At 73.0% G+C, this 24,630-nt stretch carries 19 protein-coding genes; 14 read left to right on the top strand and 5 right to left on the bottom strand.

Translation table 11 applies throughout. The annotated features are described in order from the left end of the window. Positions 1–5: 5 nt before the first annotated feature. Positions 6–791 carry an IclR family transcriptional regulator gene (locus tag N0B34_RS15000; protein WP_263732222.1) on the bottom strand — a complete coding sequence of 262 codons (786 nt, stop codon included), beginning with the start codon at positions 789–791 and terminating at the stop codon, positions 6–8. Positions 792–949: 158 nt separating this feature from the next. Here N0B34_RS15000 and N0B34_RS14995 point away from each other — a divergent pair, with 158 nt between their 5' ends. The 4 genes from N0B34_RS14995 to kduI all read left to right on the top strand — a co-directional run bounded on the left by N0B34_RS14995 (position 950) and on the right by kduI (position 4,653). Next, positions 950–2,092 carry a glycoside hydrolase family 105 protein gene (locus tag N0B34_RS14995; protein WP_263732221.1) on the top strand — a complete coding sequence of 381 codons (1,143 nt, stop codon included), beginning with the start codon at positions 950–952 and terminating at the stop codon, positions 2,090–2,092. A gap of 13 nt (positions 2,093–2,105) precedes the next feature. Next, positions 2,106–2,996, top strand: a complete 891-nt coding sequence (locus N0B34_RS14990) for a fumarylacetoacetate hydrolase family protein (RefSeq protein ID WP_263732220.1) — start codon at positions 2,106–2,108, stop codon at positions 2,994–2,996. Beyond that, entirely contained in the window at positions 2,996–3,760 is a 765-nt protein-coding gene (kduD, locus tag N0B34_RS14985; RefSeq protein WP_318529996.1) for a 2-dehydro-3-deoxy-D-gluconate 5-dehydrogenase KduD, read from the top strand. The genes N0B34_RS14990 and kduD overlap by 1 nt, the downstream gene beginning before the upstream one ends. A 65-nt stretch (positions 3,761–3,825) precedes the next feature. After that, complete coding sequence (kduI, locus tag N0B34_RS14980) at positions 3,826–4,653, top strand: 5-dehydro-4-deoxy-D-glucuronate isomerase (protein WP_263732219.1); 828 nt, start codon at positions 3,826–3,828, stop codon at positions 4,651–4,653. Between the two features lie 63 nt (positions 4,654–4,716). Here the strand turns inward: kduI and N0B34_RS14975 are convergent, their stop codons facing one another. The 3 genes from N0B34_RS14975 to N0B34_RS14965 form a co-directional block, all read right to left on the bottom strand. Beyond that, positions 4,717–5,820 (bottom strand): SIS domain-containing protein, encoded by a 1,104-nt coding sequence (locus N0B34_RS14975; protein ID WP_263732218.1) that lies wholly within the window; start codon positions 5,818–5,820, stop codon positions 4,717–4,719. A 92-nt stretch (positions 5,821–5,912) separates the two neighbouring features. Beyond that, positions 5,913–6,962 (bottom strand): transaldolase family protein, encoded by a 1,050-nt coding sequence (locus N0B34_RS14970; protein ID WP_263732217.1) that lies wholly within the window; start codon positions 6,960–6,962, stop codon positions 5,913–5,915. 297 nt (positions 6,963–7,259) lie between these two features. Next, positions 7,260–7,997 carry a GntR family transcriptional regulator gene (locus N0B34_RS14965; RefSeq protein ID WP_263732216.1) on the bottom strand — a complete coding sequence of 246 codons (738 nt, stop codon included), beginning with the start codon at positions 7,995–7,997 and terminating at the stop codon, positions 7,260–7,262. Between the two features lie 230 nt (positions 7,998–8,227). On the opposite strand from N0B34_RS14965, the gene iolC reads away from it, so the two are divergent. The 9 genes from iolC to N0B34_RS14920 all read left to right on the top strand — a co-directional run bounded on the left by iolC (position 8,228) and on the right by N0B34_RS14920 (position 20,821). Next, complete coding sequence (gene iolC / locus N0B34_RS14960) at positions 8,228–9,202, top strand: 5-dehydro-2-deoxygluconokinase (RefSeq protein ID WP_263732215.1); 975 nt, start codon at positions 8,228–8,230, stop codon at positions 9,200–9,202. Next, positions 9,199–10,101, top strand: a complete 903-nt coding sequence (locus tag N0B34_RS14955) for a deoxyribose-phosphate aldolase (RefSeq protein ID WP_263732214.1) — start codon at positions 9,199–9,201, stop codon at positions 10,099–10,101. The genes iolC and N0B34_RS14955 overlap by 4 nt, the downstream gene beginning before the upstream one ends. After that, positions 10,098–11,045 carry a 5-deoxy-glucuronate isomerase gene (gene iolB / locus N0B34_RS14950; RefSeq protein ID WP_263732213.1) on the top strand — a complete coding sequence of 316 codons (948 nt, stop codon included), beginning with the start codon at positions 10,098–10,100 and terminating at the stop codon, positions 11,043–11,045. The genes N0B34_RS14955 and iolB overlap by 4 nt, the downstream gene beginning before the upstream one ends. After that, positions 11,042–12,997: a 3D-(3,5/4)-trihydroxycyclohexane-1,2-dione acylhydrolase (decyclizing) gene (gene iolD / locus N0B34_RS14945; RefSeq protein WP_263732212.1), complete on the top strand. Its 1,956-nt coding sequence runs from the start codon at positions 11,042–11,044 to the stop codon at positions 12,995–12,997. Before iolB ends, iolD begins: the two co-directional genes overlap by 4 nt. Positions 12,998–13,031: 34 nt before the next feature. Beyond that, a complete protein-coding gene (locus tag N0B34_RS14940; RefSeq protein ID WP_263732211.1) occupies positions 13,032–14,531 on the top strand; it encodes a CoA-acylating methylmalonate-semialdehyde dehydrogenase in 1,500 nt (499 codons plus the stop codon). A 210-nt stretch (positions 14,532–14,741) separates the two neighbouring features. Then, positions 14,742–15,668: a sugar phosphate isomerase/epimerase gene (locus N0B34_RS14935; RefSeq protein WP_263732210.1), complete on the top strand. Its 927-nt coding sequence runs from the start codon at positions 14,742–14,744 to the stop codon at positions 15,666–15,668. Positions 15,669–15,698: 30 nt separating this feature from the next. Further along, a complete protein-coding gene (gene iolG, locus N0B34_RS14930; protein ID WP_263732209.1) occupies positions 15,699–16,697 on the top strand; it encodes an inositol 2-dehydrogenase in 999 nt (332 codons plus the stop codon). Further along, entirely contained in the window at positions 16,690–18,249 is a 1,560-nt protein-coding gene (locus tag N0B34_RS14925; RefSeq protein WP_263732208.1) for an alpha-L-fucosidase, read from the top strand. The genes iolG and N0B34_RS14925 overlap by 8 nt, the downstream gene beginning before the upstream one ends. 385 nt (positions 18,250–18,634) lie before the next feature. Next, positions 18,635–20,821 (top strand): DEAD/DEAH box helicase, encoded by a 2,187-nt coding sequence (locus N0B34_RS14920; protein WP_412175759.1) that lies wholly within the window; start codon positions 18,635–18,637, stop codon positions 20,819–20,821. Position 20,822: 1 nt separating this feature from the next. Here the strand turns inward: N0B34_RS14920 and N0B34_RS14915 are convergent, their stop codons facing one another. Next, positions 20,823–21,641, bottom strand: coding sequence for an isocitrate lyase/PEP mutase family protein (locus N0B34_RS14915; RefSeq protein WP_263732207.1), 819 nt, complete (start codon positions 21,639–21,641; stop codon positions 20,823–20,825). A gap of 110 nt (positions 21,642–21,751) precedes the next feature. On the opposite strand from N0B34_RS14915, the gene N0B34_RS14910 reads away from it, so the two are divergent. Beyond that, the gene (locus N0B34_RS14910) at positions 21,752–24,511 is read left to right on the top strand and encodes an ATP-binding protein (protein WP_263732206.1); all 2,760 of its coding nucleotides are present in this window, start codon (positions 21,752–21,754) and stop codon (positions 24,509–24,511) included. Positions 24,512–24,630: the final 119 nt, after the last annotated feature.

The following is a 24,630-nucleotide window of genomic DNA, read 5'->3' as shown; positions in this document are numbered from 1 at the left end:
GGAGCTCAGCCTCCGGCGGACCCGTGGAGGGACGGCAGGAGGGAGAGCCCCTGCGGCAGCAGGGGCGCGACCTCGCGCACGATCAGGGCGACGAGCTCCTGCTGCCTGGCGTCCGTCATGCGGGCCGCCAACGTGGTGACCGAGAGTGCCGCCACGGCGAGCGCGCCCCGCATGATCGCGGTGCCGATGCACCCCACGTCGGGCTCGTTCTCGCCGAGCTCGACCGCATAGCCGCGTGCGCGCGCCTGGTGCACCGACGTGCGCAGCCGCTCCAGGCTCACGGCGCCGCCCGGCGGCAGGTCCTTCAGGTAGCCGCCGAGGAGCTCGTCGGGGACGTTCCGCGCCGCGAGCAGCGCCCGTCCCATCGCGGTGGACGCGACGGGGACCGGCTGCCCGACGGCCGACGACACCCGGATGGAGCGCTCCGGCTCGACCTTGTCCACGTAGAGCACGTGGTCACCGGTGGGCACGCCGAGGTGCACCACCTCCTGCGCGGCACGGGACAGGGTGACCAGCGCCGGGTGCAGCGCCTGCGCGAGGTTCTGCGGGGAGTAGCTGCGCTCGCCCAGCTCGTAGGCGGCGGGGCCCAGCCGGTAGAACCCGCTGGAGTCGTCCTGGTCGGCGAACCCGCGCAGCCGCAGCGTCGAGAGCGCCCGGTACGCCGTGGACTTGTTCACCTCTGCCTGCTCCGCCAGCTCGGCCAGGGACGCACCGGCCGGACCGGCGCCGGCCAGCGCGTCGAGCAGGGCCAGTGCCCGGTCGACCGCCTCGATCACCGGCTTCTGCGCCATGGTCGTCTCCCGCTCGTCGGCCCGTTGCTCCCCGTGGCTCGAGGCCGGCCTGCACCGGCTTGCCAAGTCGAGCACCACCCCACCAGACTAATGGGGCAGAGTGAAACATAACGTTTTTCTCAGTGAAACGCGATGCTGCGAGACGTCTGGAGACCCCGATGGACCAGGAGATCTGGCCGGTCCGGCACAGCCCCCTGCTGCGCGCACCCGAGCGGCTGGTGTCCCGGGACGAGCTCCACGAGCTGGTGCACCGGCTCACCGCGAACCTGGTGAGCATCACGGACGAGACGGGGGAGTTCCTGCTCCGCCTCGACGACGGCCGTGTCATCGACACCAAGGGCTGGGCCGGCTGGGACTGGACCCACGGCGTCGGCCTCTACGGCATGTGGCAGTACTACGACCAGACGGGCGACCCCGCGATGCGGGACGTCATCGACGACTGGTTCGCCGCGCGGCTCGCGGAGGGCACCACCAAGAACGTCAACACGATGGCGCCGTTCCTCACCTTGGCCTACCGGTACGAGGAGACCCACGACCGCACCCTGCTGCCCTGGCTGGAGTCCTGGGCCGAGTGGGCCATGCGGGAGATGCCGCGGACCCCGCACGGCGGGATGCAGCACGTGACGCTCTCCGTGGAGAACCACTGGCAGCTGTGGGACGACACCCTGATGATGACCGTCCTGCCGCTGACGAAGATCGGCCTGCTGCTGGGCCGTCGCGACTACGTCGACGAGGCCACGTTCCAGTTCCTCACCCACGTCGCCCACCTGTTCGACCGGGAGACCGGGCTCTGGTTCCACGGCTGGACCTTCGAGGGTCGGCACAGCTTCGCCCGGGCCCGCTGGGCGCGCGGCAACTCCTGGCTGACGGTGGCGATCCCGGACTTCCTCGACCTGGTCGACCTGCCCGCCGGCGACCCCGTGCGCCGCTTCCTCCTCGAGGTGCTGGCGGCACAGGTGGACGCGCTCGCCGAGCTGCAGGACGAGTCGGGTCTGTGGCACACCCTCCTCGACGACCCCGACTCGTACCTGGAGGCGTCCGCGAGCGCCGGGTTCGCCTACGGGATCCTCAAGGCGGTCCGCAAGGGCTACCTACCCCGCGAGCACCGCGCCGTGGCCGAGCGGGCCGTCCGGGCGGTCATCGGGAACGTCTCCGCGGACGGCGAGCTGCAGCAGGTGTCGTTCGGCACCGGCATGGGTTCCGACCTGGACTTCTACCGGAACATCCCCCGCACCTCCATGCCCTACGGGCAGGCGATGGCGATCCTGTGCCTCGCCGAGTACCTGCGCACCTACTACTGAGCGGCCGCACCCGATGAGACTCGTGACCTACTCCTTCGACGCCCGGCACGGCGCGGGAACCGCGGAGCACCCCGGTGCCGTTGTCGTCGCGCCGGACGGGACCGACCGGGTCCTCGACCTCGCGGAGGCGACCGCCGGCGCGACGCTCGCGCAGGTCCTCGCCGACGACGACGCGCTCGCCGCCGTCCGCTCCGCCGTCGCGGCCGCGGACCCCGCGACGCTGCCCGTGCTGGGCCGTGAGCGCCTGGCACCGCCCGTGCGGCCGTCGAAGATCCTGTGCCTGGGCTACAACTACGCCGGGCACGCCGAGGCAGGCGTCGGAGAGCGGCCGGAGCACCCCAACGTCTTCGTCAAGACGCCCAACGTGCTGCGCGGCCCGGCGGAGGCCGTCGTGCTGCCCCGTGCGGCGACCGAGCCGGACTACGAGGGCGAGATCGCCGTCGTGATCGGCCGACGGGCGTACCAGGTCGCCGAGGCGGACGCGATGGCGCACGTGGCCGGGTACACGCTGTTCGACGACGTGTCCGACCGCGACTGGCAGCACCGGTCCTCCCAGTGGACCCTCGGCAAGAGCATCGACGGGTTCGGCCCCCTCGGCCCCTGGGTCGTCACCACCGACGAGGTGCCGGACCTGGGCGGCCGCGACGTGGTGGTCGAGCGCAACGGTGTGGTGACCGTGCGGGCCAGCACCGACGCGATGGTGTTCCCCGTGGCGTTCCTGGTGCACCACCTGTCCCAGGTGATGACCCTCGAGCCCGGCGACGTCATCTCGACCGGCACACCGGCCCGGTCGGACGAGGCCCAGGCCGCCCACACCCCCCTGACCGACGGGGACACGGTGACGGTCCGGGTCACCGGCCTCGGTGAGCTGACGACCACGTTCGTCACGGCGAAGGAGAGCTGATGATCCTCGACACGTTCCGCCTGGACGGCAAGGTCGCGCTGGTGACCGGCACGTCACGCGGACTGGGTCAGGCTGCCGCCGTGGCGCTCGCGGAGGCGGGAGCGGATGTCGCGCTCCTGGATCGCAGCCCCGCGCAGGAGACCGCGGAGAAGATCACGGCCCTCGGCCGGCGCGTGCACCAGGTCCAGCTCGACCTCCTTGCCGCGAGGCCCGAGGAGCTCGACGCCGCGGTCCAGTCCGTGGTCGACGCCCTCGGCGGCATCGACATCCTGGTGAACAACGCCGGCATCATCCGGCGGGCGCCCCTGCTGGAGCACCCGGCCTCCGACTGGGACGACGTCCTGGCGGTCAACCTCGACGCGGTGTTCCACCTCTCACGGGCCGCCAGCCGCCGGTTCGTCGCGCGGGGCGGCGGGAAGATCGTCAACGTCGCCTCGATGCTGTCGTTCCAGGGCGGGATCCTGGTGCCCGGCTACACCGCCAGCAAGCACGCGGTGGCCGGCCTCACCAAGGCGTTCGCCAACGAGCTGGCGGCGCGCGGCGTGAACGTCAACGCCATCGCCCCGGGCTACATGGCGACCGACAACACCGCGCAGCTCCGGGCCGACGAGGCGCGCGAGCGCGCGATCGCCGACCGGATCCCAGCCGGCAGGTGGGGCACCCCGGCCGACCTGCAGGGGGCGTTCGTGTTCCTCGCCTCGGCCGCGTCGGACTACCTGAACGGCGCCATCATCCCGGTCGACGGCGGCTGGCTCGTCCGTTGACCCCGTCGACCCCGTCGACCCCGTCGACCCCGTCGACCCCGCACCAGCAACCGGAGGACGCAGACATGGAACAGCGCTACGCGACGAGCCCCGACCAGCTCCCGGGGCTGACCACCGACGAGCTGCGCGAGCGGTTCCTGATCGAGCAGGTCTTCGTCCCGGGCCAGGTCACCGCCGTCTACACCCACCACGACCGGATCGTCCTCGGCGGAGCCGTCCCGGCCGGCAAGAGGCTGCCGCTGCCGACGTTCCCCGAGCTGCGCGCCGAGTACTTCCTCGCCAACCGGGAGCTGGGCATCGTCAACGTCGGCGGACCCGGCAGGGTGACCGCCGACGGCGAGGTCTACGAGCTGACGCCGGGTGCCTGCCTCTACCTGGGCCGAGGCACCCGCGACGTCGTGTTCGAGGACGCCGGCGACGGGGGAGCGCAGCTCTACCTGTTCAGCGCGCCCGCGCACACCACCTACCCCAACCGCCTGGCACTGCCGGAGGACGGGACCGTGCGCGAGCTCGGCGACCAGGTCACCAGCAACCGGCGGACGCTCACCCAGTACATCCACGAGAACGGCATCCAGTCCTGCCAGGTGGTGATGGGGGTCACGCGCCTGCACCCGGGCTCGATGTGGAACACCATGCCGGCGCACACCCACGACCGGCGCACCGAGTGCTACCTCTACTTCGACGTGCCCGCCGACGCGCGCGTGATCCACCTGATGGGCGAGCCGACCGAGACCCGCCACCTGGTGGTGGCCGACCGGCAGGCCGTCATCTCACCGTCCTGGTCGCTGCACTCGGGCGTGGGCACGGCGGCCTACTCGTTCGTCTGGGCCATGGCGGGGGAGAACAAGTCGTTCGACGACATGGACGCGGTGCCGCCGGTCGCCCTGCGCTGAGCGGAGCCGCACCGCGGCCGGCGGGGCGGGTGGGCCGACGAGCGCGTCGACCCACCCGCCCGCTCAGCTGGTGAGCGTCACCTTCCGCAGACCACGCGGGTGGTCCGGGTCCAGCCCGCGCCGCAGGGCCAGCTCGAGGGCGACCCGCTGGATGGGCAGGATCTCGAGCAGGGGAGCGAGGTCGTCGGCGGGGCGTGGCACGACGCCACGGGCCCAGCCGTCGGCGACACCGTCGGGGCGGGCGTCGTCGAGCACCGTCACCACGTGGCCGCCCTGCGCCGCGGCGGCCCGCGCGAGCTCGAGCACCGAGTCGCGCGACCGCGCGCCGGCGGTCAGCGCCAGCACGGTGGTCCCCTCGACCACCTGGCCGAGCGGGCCGTGGGTCGCGTCCGCCGCGCTCCACCCGGACGCCGCGAGGGCGCACGTCTCCATGAGCTTGAGCGCGCCCTCCTTGGCCGAGCCCATCGACAGGCCGCGACCTACCACCAGCACGCGGTCGGCCCGGTCGAGCGCTGCTGCTGCGGCGACTGCCTGCTCGTCCATGGCCGCCAGGACGGCGGCGGCGGACGCGACGAGCCCGTCGACGTCGAGCTCCGGGCCGCGGCTCGCTCCCATCACCAGCTGGCGCAGCGCGAGCACCTCGCCGGTGTAGGTCTTCGTCGCCGCCACCGACCGCTCCGGCCCGGCGCTGACCTCGACGTGCACGTCCGCCAGGCCGGCGAGCGCCGACGACGCGTCGTTGGTCACCGCGATCACCGGGACGCCGCCGGCGCGCGCGTCCTCCACGGTCGCCAGCAGGTCCGGCGACTGACCGCTCTGCGACACCGCCACCATCACGGCCCGCGGGTAGGTCAGGTGCCCGGCGTCCTGGCTGATGGACGACGGGGTCGCCAGCATCGCGGGGATGCCCAGGCGGTGGTGCACCAGGTACTGCGCGTACTGGGCGGCGTGGTCGCTGGACCCGCGGGCGGCGAGCACGACGAGCTCCGGTCGCGCGTCGCGCAGCAGCGCGCTCGCCTGCTCGAGGGCGTCGCACCCGGTGGTCAGCAGGTCCGACCACCGTCCCGGCTGCTCGGCGATCTCGGCGCGCATCAGCGCGCCGGGCGTCGTCGGGTGGCCGTCCACCTGCCGATAGGTGCCTGGGGATGCTGAGGGCGTGCGGTCCATGGCGGCGGCTCGCTTCGGTGGTCGGGCTGGTCGGGGTCGGACGGCTCGCGGGTCGGACGGGTCGCGGGGTCGGACGGGTCGTGGGGCGACGGTCAGTCGGGGTCCGCCACCAGGACGTCCCGGACCAGCGCCGCCAGCCCGGCGTCCGCGGCGAGGAACTGCCGCAGCGTGCGCCGGGTGGCGCCGAAGCCGGCGAACTCCTCGACGGTCATCCCCTCCGGCTCGTAGGCGCGGTGGAAGTCCGGGAGGAGCCGTCGGAGCTCGTCGACGACAGCCGCGTCCACGGGTGCGTCGATGCGCGAGGGCAGGTCGAGGCCGTTCGCGTTGATCCGCACCTGCCAGTCGAACGGCGGGGAGATCACCACGTCCCCACCGACGAGCTCGGAGAGGTGCAGGTGGTTGCGGAACGCGGCGGAGAGCAGCCGGGTGCGGTAGCCGCGCTCGGTGAAGATCGCATGGGCCCGCTTGAACGCGGCCACCCCCGCCCAGTCCAGCGCTCCCGGGCTGACGAGCGTGCCGGCCCTGCTCGCCGTGTGCTTGAGCCAGTCGTCCAGCCGCCCGACCATGATCGTGGCGACCGGTCCCATCTGCTCCGTCGGCAGGCCTGCGGCCTCGCGCCGCGCCAGGCCGCGCTCCACCGCCTCCGCCACCGCGACCACCTGCGCCACGGTGAAGGACAGGGTCGCGTTGACGCTCACCCCGCGGAAGGTGACCTCCTCCATCGCCTCGATGCCGGCGGCGGTGGCGGGCAGCTTGACGATGATGTTGGGCGCCAGGGCGGAGAAGTGGACGGCCTGCTCGGCGAGCGCCACGGCATCACGGTGCAGCCGCGGATCGGTCTGGATGGAGAGCCGCCCGTTGCGACCGCCGTGCTCCTCGAAGACGGGCTCCAGCAGCCGCGCGGCGTCGATGGAGAGCTCCTCGACCACGCGCCAGCCGAGCTCCGACTCGCCGGCGGTCGGGCGTTCGTCGGCGAGCTCGCCGATGCGGGCGGTCCACCGCGGCAGGTCCGCCGTGATCGCGGCCAGGGCGATCACCGGGTTGCACGTCGCTCCCACCGCACCGAAGGCCATCGAGCGACGCAGCTGCTCGGGGTCGGCCGAGTCGTTCCAGAGCGCCGTCTGCGGGAACGTCTGCGTCATGCGACCCAGAGGGGTGCTGGCGTCGACCGCGATCCGGTCAGGGCCGAGCTGGTCAGGACCTATCGGGTCAGGGCCGATCCCGTCAGGGCCGAGCTGGGCCATCGAGTCCTCCGGTGCGCTTGTCTGCGTGGTTGCCGCGGGCGTCTCACGGCGTCCCCGTTGCGGGCCGCGCGCGCGGGTTCATCTCATGCCACCGCAGCAAGGCCTGTCAAGCATATGTCCGGACAAACAGACAATGATGTGCGGGTGAGGGTGCGCGTGACCCGCGGTGGCCGCGCCGCGACCGGGTGCGGACGCTCAGCGGGCGAAGAGCGTGGTCTCGAACGCGTACCGCGACGCGCGGTAGATGTGCTGACCGAACTCGACGGCGGCACCGGACTCGTCGAACGCGGTCCGCTCCATGGTGAGCAGCGCGGCGCGGGGTGCCTCGTCCAGCGCCCGCGCCTCGGCGGCGGTGGCTGCCCGCGCGCCGATGCGCTGGCGGGCGACCTGCGGCTTGACGCCGCGGGCGCGCAGGCAGTCGTAGAGCCCCTCGGCCTCGAGCTCGGCACGGGTCGGTGCGATGGCCATCGGCAGGAAGTTGGTCAGCAGGGCGAGCGGCTCACCGTCGGCGCGACGGAGCCGACGCACGCGCAGCACGTCGGTCCCCTCGGTGAGGCCCAGCGCCGCGGCCACCTCCGGTGTCGCGGGCACCACCTCGTGCTCCAGCACCTCGGTGGTCGGCGACTTCCCGCTCTTGGAGAGGTCGTCGTACAGGCTTGTCAGGTCGACCGGCCGGCGGATCGTCGCGGGCGCGACATGAGTCCCGGCCCCGCGCCTGCGAACCAGCTGACCCTTGTCGACCAGCTCGCGCAGGGCCTGCCGCGCGGTCGGGCGGGAGATCCCGAGCCGGTTGGCCAGCGAGATCTCGTTCTCGAGGAGCTCCCCGGGAACCAGCCGGCCGTCGTCGATCGCGGCCTGGAGCGTCTGCGCGACCTGGTGGTACAGCGGGACCGGGCTGCTCCGGTCGAGGTCGATGCGCAGCGGCTGCGGCACGGTGTGCTCCTCCTCGCAAGGGCCCACGGAGAGCTCGCGCCGACGCGAGACCGGCGGCTCCCGGTCAGGATAGCGGTTCGATGATCGAACGTTCAGACGACGATATGTCCGGACAAACACTTGACGGCGCGACCGGCACAGGTGCATCGTCGTGGCGATCGGCCCGCTCGGCGTGGGCGGCCGTGGGGCGGGACGGAACCCGACGGTCCGGTGAGCGCGAGGAGGACGGGGTGACGCACGGCGAGCCCCCGCTGGACGTCCTCACGATCGGGCGGAGCGGTGTCGACCTCTACCCGCTCCAGACCGGTGTCGGTCTGGAGGACGTGAGCACCTTCGGCAAGTTCCTCGGGGGCAGCCCCACCAACGTCGCGGTCGCGGCCGCCCGCCTCGGCCATCGCGTCGCCGTGCTGACCGGCGTCGGGGACGACCCGTTCGGCCGCTTCGTGCGGCGTGCGATGCGCGAGTTCGGGATCGACGACAGCCACGTCGTGGTGGTGCCCGAGCTGCACACCCCCGTGACGTTCTGCGAGATCTTCCCGCCCGACCACTTCCCCCTGTGGTTCTACCGGGCACCCACCGCGCCGGACCTGCAGCTGCGCCCGGAGGACGTCCCGCTCGACGTGGTCCGCGACGCCGCGCTGCTGTGGATCACGGCGACCGGGCTGGCGGAGGAGCCGAGCCGCTCGGCGCACCTGACGGCGCTGGACGCCAGGGCGAGTCGCCGGTTCACGGTGCTCGACCTGGACTACCGCCCGTCGTTCTGGCCGGACGAGCAGTCCGCCCGCGACGCGGTCCGCGAGGTGCTCGAACGCGTCACGGTGGCGGTCGGCAACCTCGAGGAGTGCCGCGTCGCCGTCGGCGAGACCGACCCCGACCGAGCCGCCGACGCTCTGCTGGAGACCGGTGTCGAGCTCGCCGTGGTCAAGCAGGGTCCCGGCGGCGTGCTCGGCAAGACGCGCACGGAACGGGTCGTCGTCGCGCCGACGCCGGTCCGGGTGCTGAACGGTCTGGGCGCGGGCGACGGCTTCGGCGGAGCGCTGTGCCACGGGCTGCTGGAGGGGTGGCCGCTGCGGCGGACGCTCGAGTTCGCCTCCGCGGCCGGGGCGATCGTCGCGTCCCGGCTGGAGTGCTCGGGCGCGATGCCGACCGAGGCGGAGGTCGACGCGCTGATCGCGCAGGGTCGCGCGGCGGAGGCGGACCGGTGACGTCCCTCGACGAGCTCGTCTCGGTCCGCATGTCCGACCCGGCTCGGATCGCGGCACGTCTGGCCAGCCGGACCAGGTTCGCCGGGCTCCCGCCGGGGGAGCGGCTGCTGGTCATCGCGGCCGACCACCCCGCCCGGGGCGCGCTCGCGGCGGGGCGCGACCCGGCCGCGATGGCCGACCGCTGGGACCTGCTGCAGCGGATCGTCGTCGCGCTCGGCCGGCCGGGGGTGCACGGCTTCCTGGGGACCGCGGACCTGGTCGAGGACCTCACCGTGCTCGGCGCCCTCGAGGGCAAGCTGGTGCTCGGGTCGATGAACCGCGGCGGGCTGGCCGGGACGTCCTTCGAGCTGGACGACAGGTTCACCGGCTACGACGCCCGCGGGATCGCCGAAGCGGGCCTCGACGGCGGCAAGATGCTGCTCCGGATCGACCCGGACGACCCGGTGTCGGTCGACACCCTCGAGGCGTGCGCGCGCGCCGTGGACGGCCTTGCCGAACGCCGGCTGATCGCGCTGGTGGAGCCGTTCTGGTCGACCCGCGTCGACGGGCAGGTGCGCAACCAGCTGGCTCCCGAGCACGTGGTCCGCGCGATCGCCATCGCCTCGGGCCTCGGCAGGACGTCGGCGTACACCTGGCTCAAGCTGCCGGTGGTGGCCGACATGGCGCGGGTGGCGGCGGCGTCGACCCTGCCCACGCTCGTGCTGGGCGGCGAGGTCGCGGAGGACGCCGACTCCGCCCTGGCCGGCTGGGCGGCGGCCCTGCAGCAGCCGTCGGTCCGCGGCCTGGCGATCGGTCGGTCCCTGCTGTACCCCGCCGGGGGCGATGTCGCCGCCGCCGTCGACGCCGCCGTCTCCCTGCTCGGCGCGGCGATCCCCTTCCAGGAGGCGTCGACACGATGACCGACACCGAGCGCTACGTGCGCCGCGCCGCGGACCCGTCCACCGGTGTGCCGGTCGCCGCAGTGACCCCGGAGTCCGCCGGCTGGGGGTACAGCGGCCTCGAGGTGCGCGAGCTGGGCGCCGGTGCGGTGTGGAGCCGTGAGCTCGCCGCCGAGGAGGCGGTGGTCCTGCCGCTGCGCGGCGGTGTGCACCTGGCGGTCACCGGGCCGGAGCCGTGCGAGGCGGACCTGGCCGGCCGTGCCGGCGTCTTCGCCGGTCCCTCCGACTTCGCCTACGTCCCGGTCGGCTCGCGCGTGACCGTCACCGCCGGACCTGGCGGGGCACGGGTCGCGCTGGCCACGTCGCGGGCCGAGCGGGTGCTGTCGCTGCGCGTCGTGCCGCGCGACGAGGTGCGGATCGACCTGCGCGGTGCCGGGTCGTGCAGCCGCCAGGTGAACAACTACACGCTGGCGACCGAGGTGGAGGTCGACCACCTGCTGGTCTGCGAGGTGGTCACTCCCGGCGGGAACTGGTCGTCCTACCCGCCGCACAAGCACGACCAGCACTCCGAGGCCGAGCGGGTGCTCGAGGAGATCTACTACTTCGAGGTCGCCGACGGACCCGAGGGGCCCGGGGTGGGCTACCACCGCACCTACGGCACGCCCGACCGCCCGATCGACGTCCTCGCCGAGGTGCGGACCGGCGACACCGCGCTGGTGCCGCACGGCTTCCACGGTCCGTGCATGGCCACCCCCGGCTACGACCTGTACTACCTGAACGTGATGGCCGGTCCCTCCGCCGACGGTCGGTGGCTGGCCGTCGACGACCCGGCGATGGCCTGGGTCCGAGGGACGTGGTTGGACCAGGCCGTCGACCCCCGGCTGCCGTGCTCCACCACCAGCCCCACGTCCAGCCCCGTCCACGGCGTCCACGCCGACGCCCCGACCCGTGAGGACCGCCGATGAACGCGACCGCCGAACCGACGAGCCCGCGGCCTGGCACGGTCCGGCTCACCGTCGGGCAGGCACTCGTCCGTTTCCTCGCGCACCAGTGGACCGAGCGGGACGGCCACCGCCAGAAGCTGTTCGCCGGCTGCCTGGGCATCTTCGGCCACGGCAACGTCGCCGGGCTGGGCCAGGGCCTGCTGCAGGCGCACGCCGAGGCTGCCGACGCCGGCTACGGCCCGGGTTCGGCGCTCGGCGAGCACGGACCGGACGAGCTGCCGTACCTGCTCGGCCGCAACGAGCAGGCGATGGTGCACACCGCGGTCGCCTACGCCCGCACCAAGGAGCGCCTGCAGACGTTCGCGGTCACGGCGTCGATCGGCCCGGGCTCGACCAACATGATCACGGGTGCGGCCCTCGCCACCGTGGACCACATCCCGGTGCTGCTGCTGCCCTCGGACGTGTTCGCCAACCGGATCCCCGACCCGGTGCTCCAGCAGCTCGAGCACCCGCTCGGCCCCGACGTCACGGTCAACGACGCGTTCCGTCCGGTCTCCCGGTTCTTCGACAGGATCTGGCGCCCCGAGCAGCTGCTCGCCTCCGCGCCCCAGGCGATGCGCGTGCTCACCGACCCGGCCGAGACCGGGGCCGTCACGCTCGCACTGCCGCAGGACGTCCAGGCCGAGGCGTTCGACTGGCCGGAGGAGTTCTTCGCCGACCGGGTCTGGCACGTCGCGCGGCAACGGCCCGACGCCTCGGCGCTCGCCCGGGCCGCCGAGGTGATCAGGTCGGCCGAGCGGCCTCTGGTCGTGGCGGGCGGCGGGGTCGTCTACTCCGGCGCCTCGGAGCAGCTGCGCGCCTTCGCGGCGGCGACCGGCATCCCGGTCGCGGACACCCAGGCCGGCAAGGGCGCGATCAGCTGGGACCACCCGCAGGCGGTGGGCGGCGTCGGCGCCACCGGCGCCGCCTCGGCCAACGCGCTCGCGCTCGACGCGGACGTGGTGATCGGCATCGGTACGCGGTACACCGACTTCACGACGGCCAGCCACACCGTGTTCGGCAACCCGGGCGTGCGGTTCGTCAACATCAACGTGGCGGCGTTCGACGCCGCCAAGCACGCCGCGACCATGGTCGTCGCCGACGCCCGCGAGGCGCTGGTCGAGCTGACCGCCGCCCTGGCGGGCTACCGGACCACGGACGCCTACCGCGCCCGGACCGCCGACGAGGTGGCGGCGTGGCAGCGGGTGACCGACGAGTCCTACCACCGCGGTCACGGCCCGCTGCCCGCCCAGACCGAGGTGTTCGGCGCGCTCAACGAGCTGATGGGCGACGACGACATCCTGATCAACGCGGCCGGCTCGATGCCCGGTGACCTGCAGTGCCTGTGGCGGGCCCGGACACCGGTCGGGTACCACCTGGAGTACGGCTACTCGTGCATGGGCTACGAGGTGCCGGCGGCGCTCGGCGCCAAGCTGGCGCGTCCGCAGTCCGAGGTCGTGGCGATCGTCGGCGACGGCGGCTACCAGATGATGCCCACCGAGATCGCGACGTTGGTGTCCGAGCGGGTCAAGGTGATCCTGGTCCTGCTGCAGAACCACGGCTTCGCCTCGATCGGCGCGCTGTCGGAGTCGCGTGGCTCGCAGCGATTCGGCACCCGGTACCGGATGCGCAACCCGGAGACCGGGCTGCTCGACGGTGACCCGGTGCCGGTGGACCTGGTGAAGAACGCCGAGAGCCTCGGCGCCCGGGTGCTCGTCGCGCACGGCATCGACGACTTCCGTCGCGCGTACGCGGAGGCCGTGGCGTCCGACGTCACCACGGTGATCCACATCGAGACCGACCTGCTGGGGCCCAACCCCCCGGGCACGGCGTGGTGGGACGTGCCGGTCGCGGCGGTCTCCACCCTGGCCAGCACGCAGCGCGCGCGGGCCGAGTACGACGAGGCGCGCGTCCCGCAACGCCGCTACCTGTGACCCTCTCGACGGCAGTTCCGAGGAGTGAGCCCTGATGACGACCACCATCCCGCACTGGATCGACGGAGCGCCCTTCGTGGGCGACGGCGCCGCGACCTCGCCCGTCTACAACCCGGCGACCGGTGACGTCGTCGCCGAGCTGGCGCACGCCACCCCGGCGGACGCCGACCGGGTCGTCGCGAGCGCCGCCGCCGCGTTCGAGACCTGGTCCCAGGTGCCGCTCGGCAGGCGCAGCGCGATCCTGTTCCGCTTCCGCGAGCTCCTCGTCGAGCACACCGACGAGCTCGCCGCGATCGTCACGCGGGAGCACGGGAAGGTGATCTCGGACGCCAAGGGCGAGATCGCCCGCGGCCTGGAGGTCGTCGAGTTCGCGTGCGGCATCCCGCAGCTGCTCAAGGGCGAGTTCTCCGAGCAGGCAGCGACGGGCATCGACGTGTACTCCTTCCGCCAGCCCGTCGGCGTGGTGCTGGGGATCACGCCGTTCAACTTCCCGGTGATGATCCCGCTGTGGATGAGCCCCGTCGCGATCGCGACCGGCAACACGTTCATCCTCAAGCCGCCGGACCGTGACCCGAGCGCCGCCATGCTCATCGCCGAGCTGTGGAAGGAGGCGGGCCTGCCGGACGGCGTGTTCAGCGTGGTGCACGGCACCCCGGACGTGGTCGGCCGCCTGCTGACCCATCCCGACGTGGCCGCGGTGTCGTTCGTCGGCTCGACGCCGACGGCCAAGCACATCTACAAGACCGCGACCGAGCACGGCAAGCGGTGCCAGGCGCTCGGCGCGGCGAAGAACCACGGCATCGTGCTCGCCGACGCCGATCTGGAGAACGCGGCGAACAGCCTGGTCGCTGCCGCGTTCGGCGCCGCCGGTGAACGCTGCATGGCGCTGCCCGTGGCGCTCGTGCAGGAGGAGGTGGCCGACCAGCTGATCGCCCTGGTGGCCGACCGTGCCCGAGCGGTCCGGGTGCTGCCGGGCGACCACCCCGACTCGGACATGGGGCCGATCATCTCGGCACAGTCCAAGGACCGGATCACGTCGCTCATCGCCTCGGCCGAGGCGGAAGGGGCGAAGATCCTCGTCGACGGGCGGGACACGGTGGTCCCCGGGTCGGAGGGCGGCTGGTTCCTCGGCCCGACGGTGATCGACGGCGTCCATCCGGAGATGACGATCAACCGGCAGGAGGTCTTCGGGCCGGTGCTGGAGGTCATCCGGATCTCGGGTCTGGAGGAGGGCATCGCGCTGATCAACGCGAACCCGTACGGCAACGGCACCGCGCTGTTCACGTCGTCGGGCGAGGCGGCCAGGAGGTTCAAGCGCGCGGTGCAGGTGGGCATGGTGGGGATCAACGTGCCGATCCCGGTGCCCGTCGCGTGGCACTCGTTCGGCGGCTGGAAGGACTCGCTGATCGGCGAGAGCCACATGTACGGACCGGAGGGCGTCCGGTTCTTCACCCGCGCCAAGGTGGTCACCGAGCGCTGGCTGCCGCAGCCCGATGCCGTGTCGTTCCACTTCTCGGGAGATGCGCAGAAGTAGTCGCTCACGCACGCGGCCGCGGGGCAGCTGACCTGCGGTCGCGTGCGGTCCGCCACCCCGGGGTGCGCAGCTGCGATCTGAGCATGGGCGGACCTTAAATGTCAGGACAATTGCTTGACAGGTCATGTCCGAGGGCGCCACGATGGGCGCCGTGCAGGACGCGTCGTCCCTGACTCGCACCCACCCCCACGCACGTCTCTTGGAGCCGTCATGAGCAAGGCCCGCAACACCGATCCGCGCTACAGCAAGCTGACGATCGGCGTCTGCCCCGACCAGTGGGGTGTGTGGTTCCCGGACGACGAGAAGCAGATCCCCTGGGAGAAGGCCCTGGCCGAGATGGCCGAGGCCGGCTTCGAGTACATGGAGACCGGGCCGTACGGCTACTTCCCCAAGGACGCCCGGCAGCTGCAGAAGGTCATGGACGACAACGGCTTCACCGTGGTCGCGGGCACCGGCTGGGGCATCCTGCACAAGGCTGACGCCTGGGCCGAGACGGAGCGGACCTTCCGGGCGATCGCCGAGACGCACGCGGCGGTTGGCGCGGAGTACGTCGTGCACCTTCCCCCGATGTTCCGGGACGAGAAGACGTGGGAGTTCACCGACGACCGCGTGCTCTCGCCCGACGCGTGGAGCCTGTACGTCGATAACGCCAACCGGCTCGGCCAGATCCTCAAGGACGAGTACGGCCTGAAGATGGTGCTGCACCCGCACGGGGACAGCCACATCGAGACGCCGGACGACATACACCGGGTGTTCGAGGCGACGGACCCCACCTACGTGAACCTGTGCCTGGACACCGGCCACATCGTCTACGGCGGCGGCGACCCGCTGGAGATGATCAAGACGTACCCGGAGCGCATCTCCTACGTGCACATCAAGGCGTTCGACGTGGACCTCACGCGCGAGGCGCACGAGAAGGACTGGCCCTTCGGCGAGGCCGTCGCACGCGGCCTCTCGGTGCGGCCGCCGGCCGGCGCCCCGGACATGAAGAGCCTGGTCGACGCCCTCGCCGGCCTGGACAAGGAGCTGTACGTCATCTGCGAGCAGGACCTGTACCCCTGCGACCCGCGACTCCCGCTGCCCAACGCCGTGATGACCCGACAGTTCCTCGCCTCCTGCGGCCTCGGCCTGCTCTGAGCCGTCCACCACCCAGAAGGACTGACGAACATGCTGAGGTTCGCGATCATCGGCGCCGGTCGCATCGGCGTGGTGCACGCCCAGGCCATCGCCTCGCACCCCGACGCCGAGCTGGCGCTGGTCGCCGATCCGGCCGGCGACGCCGCCGTTCGGCTCGCCTCCGCGCACGGCGCCCGCTCGACGACCGTCGTGGACGACGTCTTCGCCGCCGACGACGTCGACGCCGTCGTCGTCGGGTCGCCGACCCCGTTCCACGTCGAGCAGATCATCGCGGGCGTCGAGGCGGGCAAGGCGGTGCTGGCCGAGAAGCCGGTCGACCTGGACATCGAGCGCGTCGACCGCTGCCTGGCCGCGGTCGGTGACCGCGCCGACCGCGTGATGGTGGGCTTCAACCGGAGGTTCGACCCCGGCTTCGCGGAGGTCAAGGCGCGGATCGAGCGCGGCGAGATCGGGCCGCTCGAGCAGCTGACGATCATCAGCCGCGACCCGCAGGCCCCGCCCGCGTCGTACGTCGCGCAGTCGGGCGGCATCTTCCGCGACATGACGATCCACGACCTCGACATGGCGCGGTTCATGCTCGGGGAGGTCGTCGAGGTCTCCGCGGTGGGCCAGAACACCGATCCCGAGATCCAGGCCGCAGGCGACTTCGACGGGGCGGTGCTCACCCTTCGCGCCGCCTCCGGCGCCCTGGCCACGATCATCAACAGCCGGCACTGCGCCACCGGGTACGACCAGCGCCTGGAGGCGTTCGGGCCGTACGGGTCGTTGCGCGCCGAGAACCACACGGCGACCCAGGTGCGGTACTTCGGCTCCCGCACCTCCGATGCCGCGGGCCCCTACCTGGACTTCTTCCTGCAGCGGTACGCCCAGGCCTACCGGGCCGAGCTCGACCACTTCGTCAGGTCCGTCGTCGCCGGCACCAGCCCGTCCCCGTCGCTGCTCGACGGGCGCGAGGCGCTGGTGCTCGCCGATGCGGCCACGCTGAGCGCGACCAAGGGCCAGCCGGTCAGGATCGGTCGACGTGGGTGAGGTCGTTCGGCGCGGTGCCGACTGGAGCGCGTTGCCGCCGGCGGTGGACGTGGCGGACAGCTCGGCGGGACTGTCGGCGGTGGACGCGGTGATCGCGGGCGGGCCGTTCCGGGACACCTGGGAGTCGCTGGCGGGGTATCAGCCGCCTCGGTGGTACCTGGACGCGAAGTTCGGGGTCTTCTTGCACTGGGGCGTGTTCTCGGTCCCCGCCTTCCACAACGAGTGGTACTCGCGGGAGATGTACCGCGCCGGCACGCCGGAGTTCGAGCACCACGTGGCGACGTACGGGCCGCAGGACGAGTTCGGGTACAAGGACTTCATCCCGTCGTTCACCATGGAGCAGTTCGACCCCGACGCGTGGGTGGGGTTGTTCCGCCGTGCCGGCGCGCAGTTTGTGGTGCCGGTGGCCGAGCACCACGACGGGTTCGCGATGTACGAGACGGACCGGTCCCGGTGGAAGGCCACCGCGATGGGCCCGCGTCGGGACGTGCTCGGTGACCTGCTCGATGCCACGCGGCGTGGCTGGCTGGTGGCGGGGGCGTCGTCGCACCGTGCCGAGCACTGGTTCTTCATGAACGGCGGTGCGCGGTTCGACTCCGACGTGCTGGACCCGGCCTTCGTGGACTTCTACGGCCCTGCCCAGCGGGAGGAGACCGCGCCGAACGAGCAGTTCCTCGAGGACTGGTTGCTGCGGACGGTGGAGATCATCGACCGGTACCGGCCGCAGGTGCTCTGGTTCGACTGGTGGATCGAGCAGCCGGCGTTCGAGCCCTACGTGCGCAAGCTGGCCGCGTACTACTACAACCGCGCCGCGCAGTGGGGCCGCGAGGTCGTCATCAACTACAAGTGGACGGCCTTCGCCGAGGGCAGCGCCGTGTACGACGTCGAGCGGGGGTCGATCGCCGGGATCCGTCCCCAGGTGTGGCAGAACGACACGTCGGTCTCGCGCAGCTCCTGGGGCTGGGTCGAGGGCCACGACTACAAGTCGGTGGCCGACCTGGTCGGTGAGCTGGCCGACGTCGTGGCGAAGAACGGGGTCCTGCTGCTGAACGTGGGGCCCACCCCGCAGGGCACCATCCCCGCGGCCGAGCAGGAGCTCCTGGAAGGCCTGGGCGCCTGGTTGTCACGCAACGGGGAGGCGATCTACGGCACCCGGCCGTGGGCGGTGGCCGGTGAGGGGCCCACGGCGGTGCCCGTCGGGTCGTTCGTCGACCACGAGGCCACGGCCTACACCTCGGCGGACGTGCGGTTCACGTCCCGCACGGACGTCACGGGTGACCACGTCTACGCCATCGTGCTGCGCCGGCCCCCCGACGGGACGGCGCGCATCGAGTCGTTCGGCTCCGGTCGGGGACTGCTGACCCGGGCGATCCGCGAGGTGACCGTGCTGGGCCAGGCGCACGCACCGCAGTGGCGGCAGGACCATGCCGCGCTGACCGTGGACCTCGGCCCTGCCCCCGACGGTGCGGAGCCCACCGAGGTCGGCGTGGTGGTCAAGATCTCCCTCGACGCGGAAGCCACGCGCCAGCGCACCGACGTGGTCCACGGCTGACGTCGTCGCCGAGATGGGGGGAGCGCGCCCGCCGGGGCGGCGCCCTCGTCGGTGACCCCACGCCCTCGCAGGGATGAGCGGCGAGCCGAGTCTCCACCGTTCCGGCACCCTCGGATAGGCTTCCGCCAGGTTCACGCCACCGTGGTGCGCGTCAGCACCGACCAACGTGACCCGTACGGCCCCACCGTCCGCGCCTGGCATCACCGGACAGCGCCTCGCTCTCCGCGCCAGTGCCCGCGGTTCTGATCTGCCCGAGCTGTCGGCGCCGGTCACCGAGTCCCTCGGTGGCAGCGGCGCACACCTGCGCGGCGATCGTCGGGCGCCGTGGGTCCACGTCGGGTCGGCCCGTTGACCCACGTCTGGGGTGCTCCGCGAAGGAGGAGATGTGGCCCGAGCAGGCCAGCGCGGTCAGGGCGCCACCCGGAGCGATGCCGGACGCACCCGCAACGACTCCGGTCGTCCCCGGACCGACTCCGGGGCGCCGCGGCGCCGCGGTCCGCGCCCGGACCAGCAGGGGATCATCCCGGTGCTGGCGGAGGTGGCCGGTGAGGTGGAGCGCGCCGTGCAGCGCCCGCCCATCCGCCCGTCGACCCGGACCAAGTTCCAGGTGGTGGCGCTGCTGGTGCGCGAGGAGCGCGCCCGCACCATGGCCGACGCGAGCCTGGGCCCGTCCCGACGCGGCGAGCAGCTCAAGCGGCTCGACGGGGTCGCGACGATGCTCGCCCGCATCGCCGCGCGGGACACCTCCCTGCTGCACCTGCTGGACGACGAGGCCCGCGTCTCGGACGGCGCCCGCGCCTACAAGGCCCAGCTGATGCGGGCCGGTGGCCTCGAGGTGCCTGACGAGCCCGAGCCCACCCCGCCGCCCGCCCCCGCGCCGACCGTCGAGAAGCGGGTGATCCCGCAGTCGGTGCTGTCCCACCAGCGGTCCAACCCGTTCCTCGCCCCCGACTACTCGGCGGCCGCCCAGCGCATCGCCGTCAAGCCGCGCCGGCTGGCCGGCTGGGAGCTGCTGGAGCCGCTGTTCCGCTCGTTCGAGGAGGCGTCGGCCGGCGCACCGGCGTGCATGCCGCTGCCCGAGCCGCGGTTCGTACCGCTTCCCCCGGGCCGGCAGCTGATGCCCCACCAGGCCGGCGTGGTCGCGGCCGCCGCCGGCGGGCACCGCACGTTCCTGCTGGCCGACGAGCCCGGTCTGGGCAAGACGGCGCAGGCACTGGTCGCCGCCCAGGTGACCAACTCGTACCCGCTGCTGGTGGTGGTGCCCAACGTCGTCAAGACGAACTGGGCCCACGAGGTGGGCATGTGGACCCCGCTGCGCCGCGCGACGGTGGTGCACGGCGACGGCGAGACGGTGGACGCCTTCGCCGACGTGGTGATCGTCAACTACGAGATCCTCGACCGGCACGTCGGCTGGATGGGCGACTTCGGCTTCCGCGGGATGATCATCGACGAGGCCCACTTCATCAAGAACAAGGGCTCGCAGCGCTCCCAGAACGTGCTGGCGGTGTCGCAGCGCATCCGTGAACGCATCGCGCGGCCGCTGCTGATGGCTCTCACCGGCACCCCGCTGATCAACGACATCGAGGACTTCCGGGCCATCTGGCAGTTCCTCGGCTGGATCGACGACACCAAGCCGCTCGGCTCGCTGATGGCGGCCCTGGAGGAGACCGAGCTGACGCCGGCCGACCGCGGGTTCGCCTCTGCCGCGCGGACCGCCGTGATCGAGCAGGGCATCGTCCGGCGTCGCAAGGTCGACGTGGTGGCGGACATCCCTGCCCGCCGCGTGGCCGACCTGCCCGTGGAGCTCGACGGGGCCATCGGACGGTCCATCCGCGCTGCCGAGGCGGCGCTCGCCCAGCGTCTCGTCGCGCACTACCGCTCCGCGCTGGCCGCGCGCCACGGGGCACCGGTCGAGGGCATCGACCTGGAGCTCGCACGACGGGTGGCCGCTGCCGAGCTCAAGGACTCCAGCGAGAGGTCCACCGGCGACAACGTGTTCACCATGGTGCGGCGCATCGGCCAGGCCAAGGCCGGGCTGGCCGCCGACTACACGGCGCAGCTGGCCCGCAACGTCGGCAAGGTCGTCTTCTTCGCCAAGCACATCGACGTGATGGACACCGCGGAGCAGACCTTTGCCGACCGGGGGATCCGCTATGCGTCCATCCGTGGCGAGCAGACGCCGCGCGTGCGGGCCAAGAACATCAAGGCGTTCACCGAGGACCCGGAGGTGCAGGTGGTCGTCTGCTCCCTGACGGCCGCCGGCGTGGGGATCAACCTGCAGGTGGCGTCCAACATGGTGCTCGCCGAGCTGTCCTGGACCGATGCCGAGCAGACGCAGGCCATCGACCGCATCCACCGCATCGGCCAGTCCGAGCCGGTCACCGCCTGGCGGATCATCGCCGCGCAGACCATCGACGCGAAGATCGCCGAGCTGATCGACCAGAAGTCGGGGCTCGCGGCGCGGGCGCTGGACGGGGCGGGGGAGCAGGAGGGCTCGGCGTCGGCCGACGTGCAGCTGGAGGCCCTGGTCAGCCTGCTGACGGACGCGCTGAAGGCGGAGGGCTTGGCCTGACCTATCGGCGCTCGAACCGGCGCTGGAGCTCGGCGTAGCCGAGGGCGCCGTCCAGGAAGCCGAGGGTGCCGGTGTCGAGGAGCTCGCGGCCGGCGCGTTCCAGCAGGCTGTAGGCCGCGCGCGCCAGGCTGCCGCCCAGACTGATCCGCTTCACGCCGAGCGAGAAGAGCGTCGGCGCGTCGATGGTGCTGGCCAGGCCGGCCACCACGTTGAGCGGTGCCGGGATGGCCGCGGCGAGGCGGCGGATGGTGTCGGCCTCGACGACGCCCGGCACGAAGATGCAGTCGGCGCCCGCCTCGATGTAGCGGTGGGCGCGCTCGACGGTCCGGTCGAAGGGGTCGTCGGTGGCGCCGACGAAGTAGGTGTCGGTCCGGGCGTTCAGCACGAAGCTGCCGCGGGGAGCGGCGGCCCGGGCGGCGGCGACCCGCTCGACGGCGGGTTCGAGGTCGAACAGGCGGCCGTCGGCGGCGTCCTCGAGGTTGCCGCCCACAGCCCCGAGCTCGACCGCACGGGCCACCGTGGCGGCCACGTCGTCGGGCGTACCGCCGTAGCCGGACTCCAGGTCGGCGGTGACCGGCACGTCGACCGCCGCGACGATCCGGGCGACGTGGGTCAGCATCGTGTCCCGGTCGATCGCGCCGCCGTCGGGCACCCCGAGCGACCAGGCGATCCCCGCGCTGGTCGTCGCGATGGCCGGGAAGCCGAGCTGGGCGAGGATGCGCGCCGAGCCGGCGTCCCAGGCGTTGGGGAGCACGAAGCCCGGGCCGGTGTGCAGGGCGAGGAACGCGGCGGCCTTCTCGGCGGAGCTCTGGGCGGTCATCGCGCCATCGTCCGCGCCGGGGGCTCGGCGCGGTAGTCCCGCAGGCACGTCACCATCCGGCGTCGCGTCGACCCCTGTCCAGCGGCTGCGTCGTCCCGCATGCTGAGCCCATGCCGGACATATCGCCCCTGGTCGGACGGCAGGACACGCTGCGCCGGCTGACCGCGGTCCTGGACGGGGTGCCGGAACGCGGCCGCACGGTGGCGCTGATCGGCGAGGCGGGCGTCGGCAAGAGCGCGCTGCAGGCGGCCACCGTCGAGGAGGCGCGGGCTCGCGGGTTCCGGGTGCTGGGTGCGCGGGGTAGCGAGTCGGAGTCGCACCTGCCGTTCGCCAGCCTGCACCAGGTGCTGCGCCCGCTGCTGGGCGAGGCTGCGCAGCTGCCGGTGCGGCAGCGGGAGGCGCTGCTGTCCGGGTTCGGGATGAGCGACGTCGACGTGCCGGACCGCTTCCTCATGTCGCTGGCCGCGCTGGAGCTGGTCGCGGCGCACGCGCAGGAGGCACCGGTGCTGGTGTCGCTGGAGGACCTGCACTGGATGGACGAGCCGTCGCTGGACGTCGTCTCGTTCATCGCCCGGCGCATCGAGGGTGAGCCGGTGCTGATGCTGGCGTCGGTGCGCAGCGGCACCAGCCCCCTGGCGGACGACGCGTCGATCGAGTGGCTGCACGTCGACGGGCTGGACGACTCGTCGGCCGCCGCGCTGATCGCGGCGCGAGCGCCGGGCCTGGACCCTGCCCTGCGCGAGCGCGTGCTGCGGGAGGCGGGCGGCAACCCGCTGGCGCTGCTGGAGTTCCCGGTGGCGATGGCGTCGGGACGGTTCGGCTGGACGGAGCTGTCCGACGAGCTGCCGATGACCACCCGCCTCGAGCGGGCGTTCGCCTCTCGCGCGCAGCACCTGCCGGAGGTGACCCGCACGGTGCTGGCGGTCGCCGCGCTGGAGGACGGGACGGACCTGGTCGAGATCCTCGCCGCGGTGGCGGTGCTGACCGGGGCGCCGGTGGGCGTCGAGGCGTGCGAGCCGGCGCTCGCGGCCGGCCTGCTGGTGTCCGACGGCACGTCGGTCGAGTTCGCGCATCCCCTGGTCAGGTCGGCGTTGCGGCACGCGATGTCCCAGTCGCGCAGGCAGCAGGTGCACGGCGCGCTGGCGCAGGTGCTCCAGGAGCGGCATCGCGACCGGGCCGCCTGGCACCGGGCGTCGGCCGCGGGCACGCCTGACGAGCAGGTGGCCGGCGACCTCGTGGTCGCGGCCGAAGGAGCCGTCCGGCGGGGCGCGCTCGGGTCGGCGGTGACGTGGCTGCTGCGCGCGGCGACGCTCAGCCCCGACGACGCGCTGCGCGGGGCACGGCTCCTGCGCGCCGCCGAGCTCGCCTTCGAGCTGGGGCGGGCCCGTCAGGTCGAGGAGATCCGACGGCAGGTGGACCGGGACTCGCTGCAGCCGGGGGACCGGTCCCGGCTGGTGTGGCTGGAGGGGGTGTTCGACGACGGCGCCTCCGCCGATCCGGCACAGGTGCGCCGGCTGGTCGGGTACGCGCAGGAGGCGCTGGCCGCGGACGACGTGGACCTGGCATTCCAGCTGCTGCTCGGCGCCGGACGTCGGGCGTGGTGGGGTGAGCCCGGTGCGGACGTGCGGCACGAGATCGTCGTCACCGCGCTGTCCGCCGGCCTGCACGAGAGTGACCCGCGGGTGCTGGCCGTCCTCGCGCTCAGCGAGCCGATCGAGCACGGTCCCGCGGTGCTGCGTCACCTGGCCTCGATGGTCGACGAGCCCGCGCAGCCGGACGTCGCGGCGACCCTCGCCATCGCCGCGTTCTGCGTGGGCGACCTGCGCCGTGCGCTGCGGCTGCTGACGGCACCCGTGGACGCGCTGCGCTCGCAGAGCCGGCTCAGCCCGCTGGCCGAGGCGCTCGCGATCCGCTCCTGGTCGGCGCTGTACCAGGGCGACTTCGACCTGGTGACCTCGGCAGACGAGGCGATGCGGCTGGCGGACCAGACCGGGCGCTCGCTGTGGGGCGCCGCGGGACGGATCGGCATCGCGACCCTCGGCGCGGTGCGCGACGGCCTCCCGTCGGACGGCGCCGACGCCACCCTGCTCGCCGAGGCGGAGGCGGTGGCGCTGCGGCCGGCGGTGCCCATGTCGACCCTGCTGGCGGCCGTCCAGCTGGCTCGCGGCCTGGCCGAGCTCGGCGCTGGACGGCACGAGCACGCCTACCGGCAGCTGCGGAGGGTGTTCGAGCCCGGCGACCCGGCTCACCACCAGGTCCAGCAGGTCTGGACGCTGGGTTACCTGGCAGACGCGGCGGTGGCGACGGGTCACGGGGACGACGCCCGCAGGCTGCTCACCGAGCTCGAGGCGCTCGCCGGTCACGACGCCTCACCCGCCACGGCCGTCGCCTTGGAGTATTCCCGCGCGGTGCTCGCGGACGACGAGGCCGCCGAGCCGCTCTTCCGGCTCGCCCTCGAGGGCGCCGCCCGCGGGTCGAGGTGGCACCGGGCCCGGGTCGAGCTCGCCTACGGCTCGTGGCTGCGACGGCAGCGGCGTGCGGTCGAGTCCCGCACCCTGCTGCGCGACGCCCGGACCGCCTTCGAGGGACTGGGCACCCGTGCCTGGGCCGAGCGTGCCGACCAGGAGCTGCGTGCCACCGGCGAACAGGGGCACCGGCCCACCACCTCCGACGCTGCCGAGATGCTCTCCGCGCAGGAGTCCGAGATCGCCCGGCTGGCCGCCGAGGGGCTCTCGAACCGCGAGATCGGGCAGCGGCTGTACCTCTCGCACCGCACCGTCGGCTCGCACCTGTACCGGATCTTCCCCAAGCTCGGGGTCACGTCGCGGGCTCAGCTGGGTGCGGTGCTGGCCGGCGCGCGAGTCGGATGACGCAGGCACGGCCCGCTGGCGCCGGGTCCGATGCGGCCTCGAGTGCAGTCGTCTGACTGAAGCCCGGTCCGGTGCGCCGTTCCTAGCGTCGTCGCCATGCCCCGCTCGCACCGAGCGGG

It is taken from the genome of Cellulomonas sp. SG140, assembly GCF_025770785.1.
Lineage (GTDB): Bacteria > Actinomycetota > Actinomycetes > Actinomycetales > Cellulomonadaceae > Cellulomonas.
Note: the sequence above shows the minus strand (reverse complement) of the source record. Positions and strands in the feature narration are given on the sequence as shown.

Excerpts from the sequence above, each read along its gene's own strand:
- N0B34_RS15000 (WP_263732222.1), bottom strand. The coding sequence starts at position 791 with ATGGCGCAGAAGCCGGTGATCGAGGCGGTCGACCGGGCACTGGCCCTG.
- N0B34_RS14995 (WP_263732221.1), top strand. The coding sequence starts at position 950 with ATGGACCAGGAGATCTGGCCGGTCCGGCACAGCCCCCTGCTGCGCGCA.
- N0B34_RS14990 (WP_263732220.1), top strand. The coding sequence starts at position 2,106 with ATGAGACTCGTGACCTACTCCTTCGACGCCCGGCACGGCGCGGGAACC.
- kduD (WP_318529996.1), top strand. The coding sequence starts at position 2,996 with ATGATCCTCGACACGTTCCGCCTGGACGGCAAGGTCGCGCTGGTGACC.
- kduI (WP_263732219.1), top strand. The coding sequence starts at position 3,826 with ATGGAACAGCGCTACGCGACGAGCCCCGACCAGCTCCCGGGGCTGACC.
- N0B34_RS14975 (WP_263732218.1), bottom strand. The coding sequence starts at position 5,820 with ATGGACCGCACGCCCTCAGCATCCCCAGGCACCTATCGGCAGGTGGAC.
- N0B34_RS14970 (WP_263732217.1), bottom strand. The coding sequence starts at position 6,962 with ATGACGCAGACGTTCCCGCAGACGGCGCTCTGGAACGACTCGGCCGAC.
- iolB (WP_263732213.1), top strand. The coding sequence starts at position 10,098 with ATGACCGACACCGAGCGCTACGTGCGCCGCGCCGCGGACCCGTCCACC.
- iolD (WP_263732212.1), top strand. The coding sequence starts at position 11,042 with ATGAACGCGACCGCCGAACCGACGAGCCCGCGGCCTGGCACGGTCCGG.
- N0B34_RS14940 (WP_263732211.1), top strand. The coding sequence starts at position 13,032 with ATGACGACCACCATCCCGCACTGGATCGACGGAGCGCCCTTCGTGGGC.
- N0B34_RS14935 (WP_263732210.1), top strand. The coding sequence starts at position 14,742 with ATGAGCAAGGCCCGCAACACCGATCCGCGCTACAGCAAGCTGACGATC.
- iolG (WP_263732209.1), top strand. The coding sequence starts at position 15,699 with ATGCTGAGGTTCGCGATCATCGGCGCCGGTCGCATCGGCGTGGTGCAC.
- N0B34_RS14915 (WP_263732207.1), bottom strand. The coding sequence starts at position 21,641 with ATGACCGCCCAGAGCTCCGCCGAGAAGGCCGCCGCGTTCCTCGCCCTG.
- N0B34_RS14910 (WP_263732206.1), top strand. The coding sequence starts at position 21,752 with ATGCCGGACATATCGCCCCTGGTCGGACGGCAGGACACGCTGCGCCGG.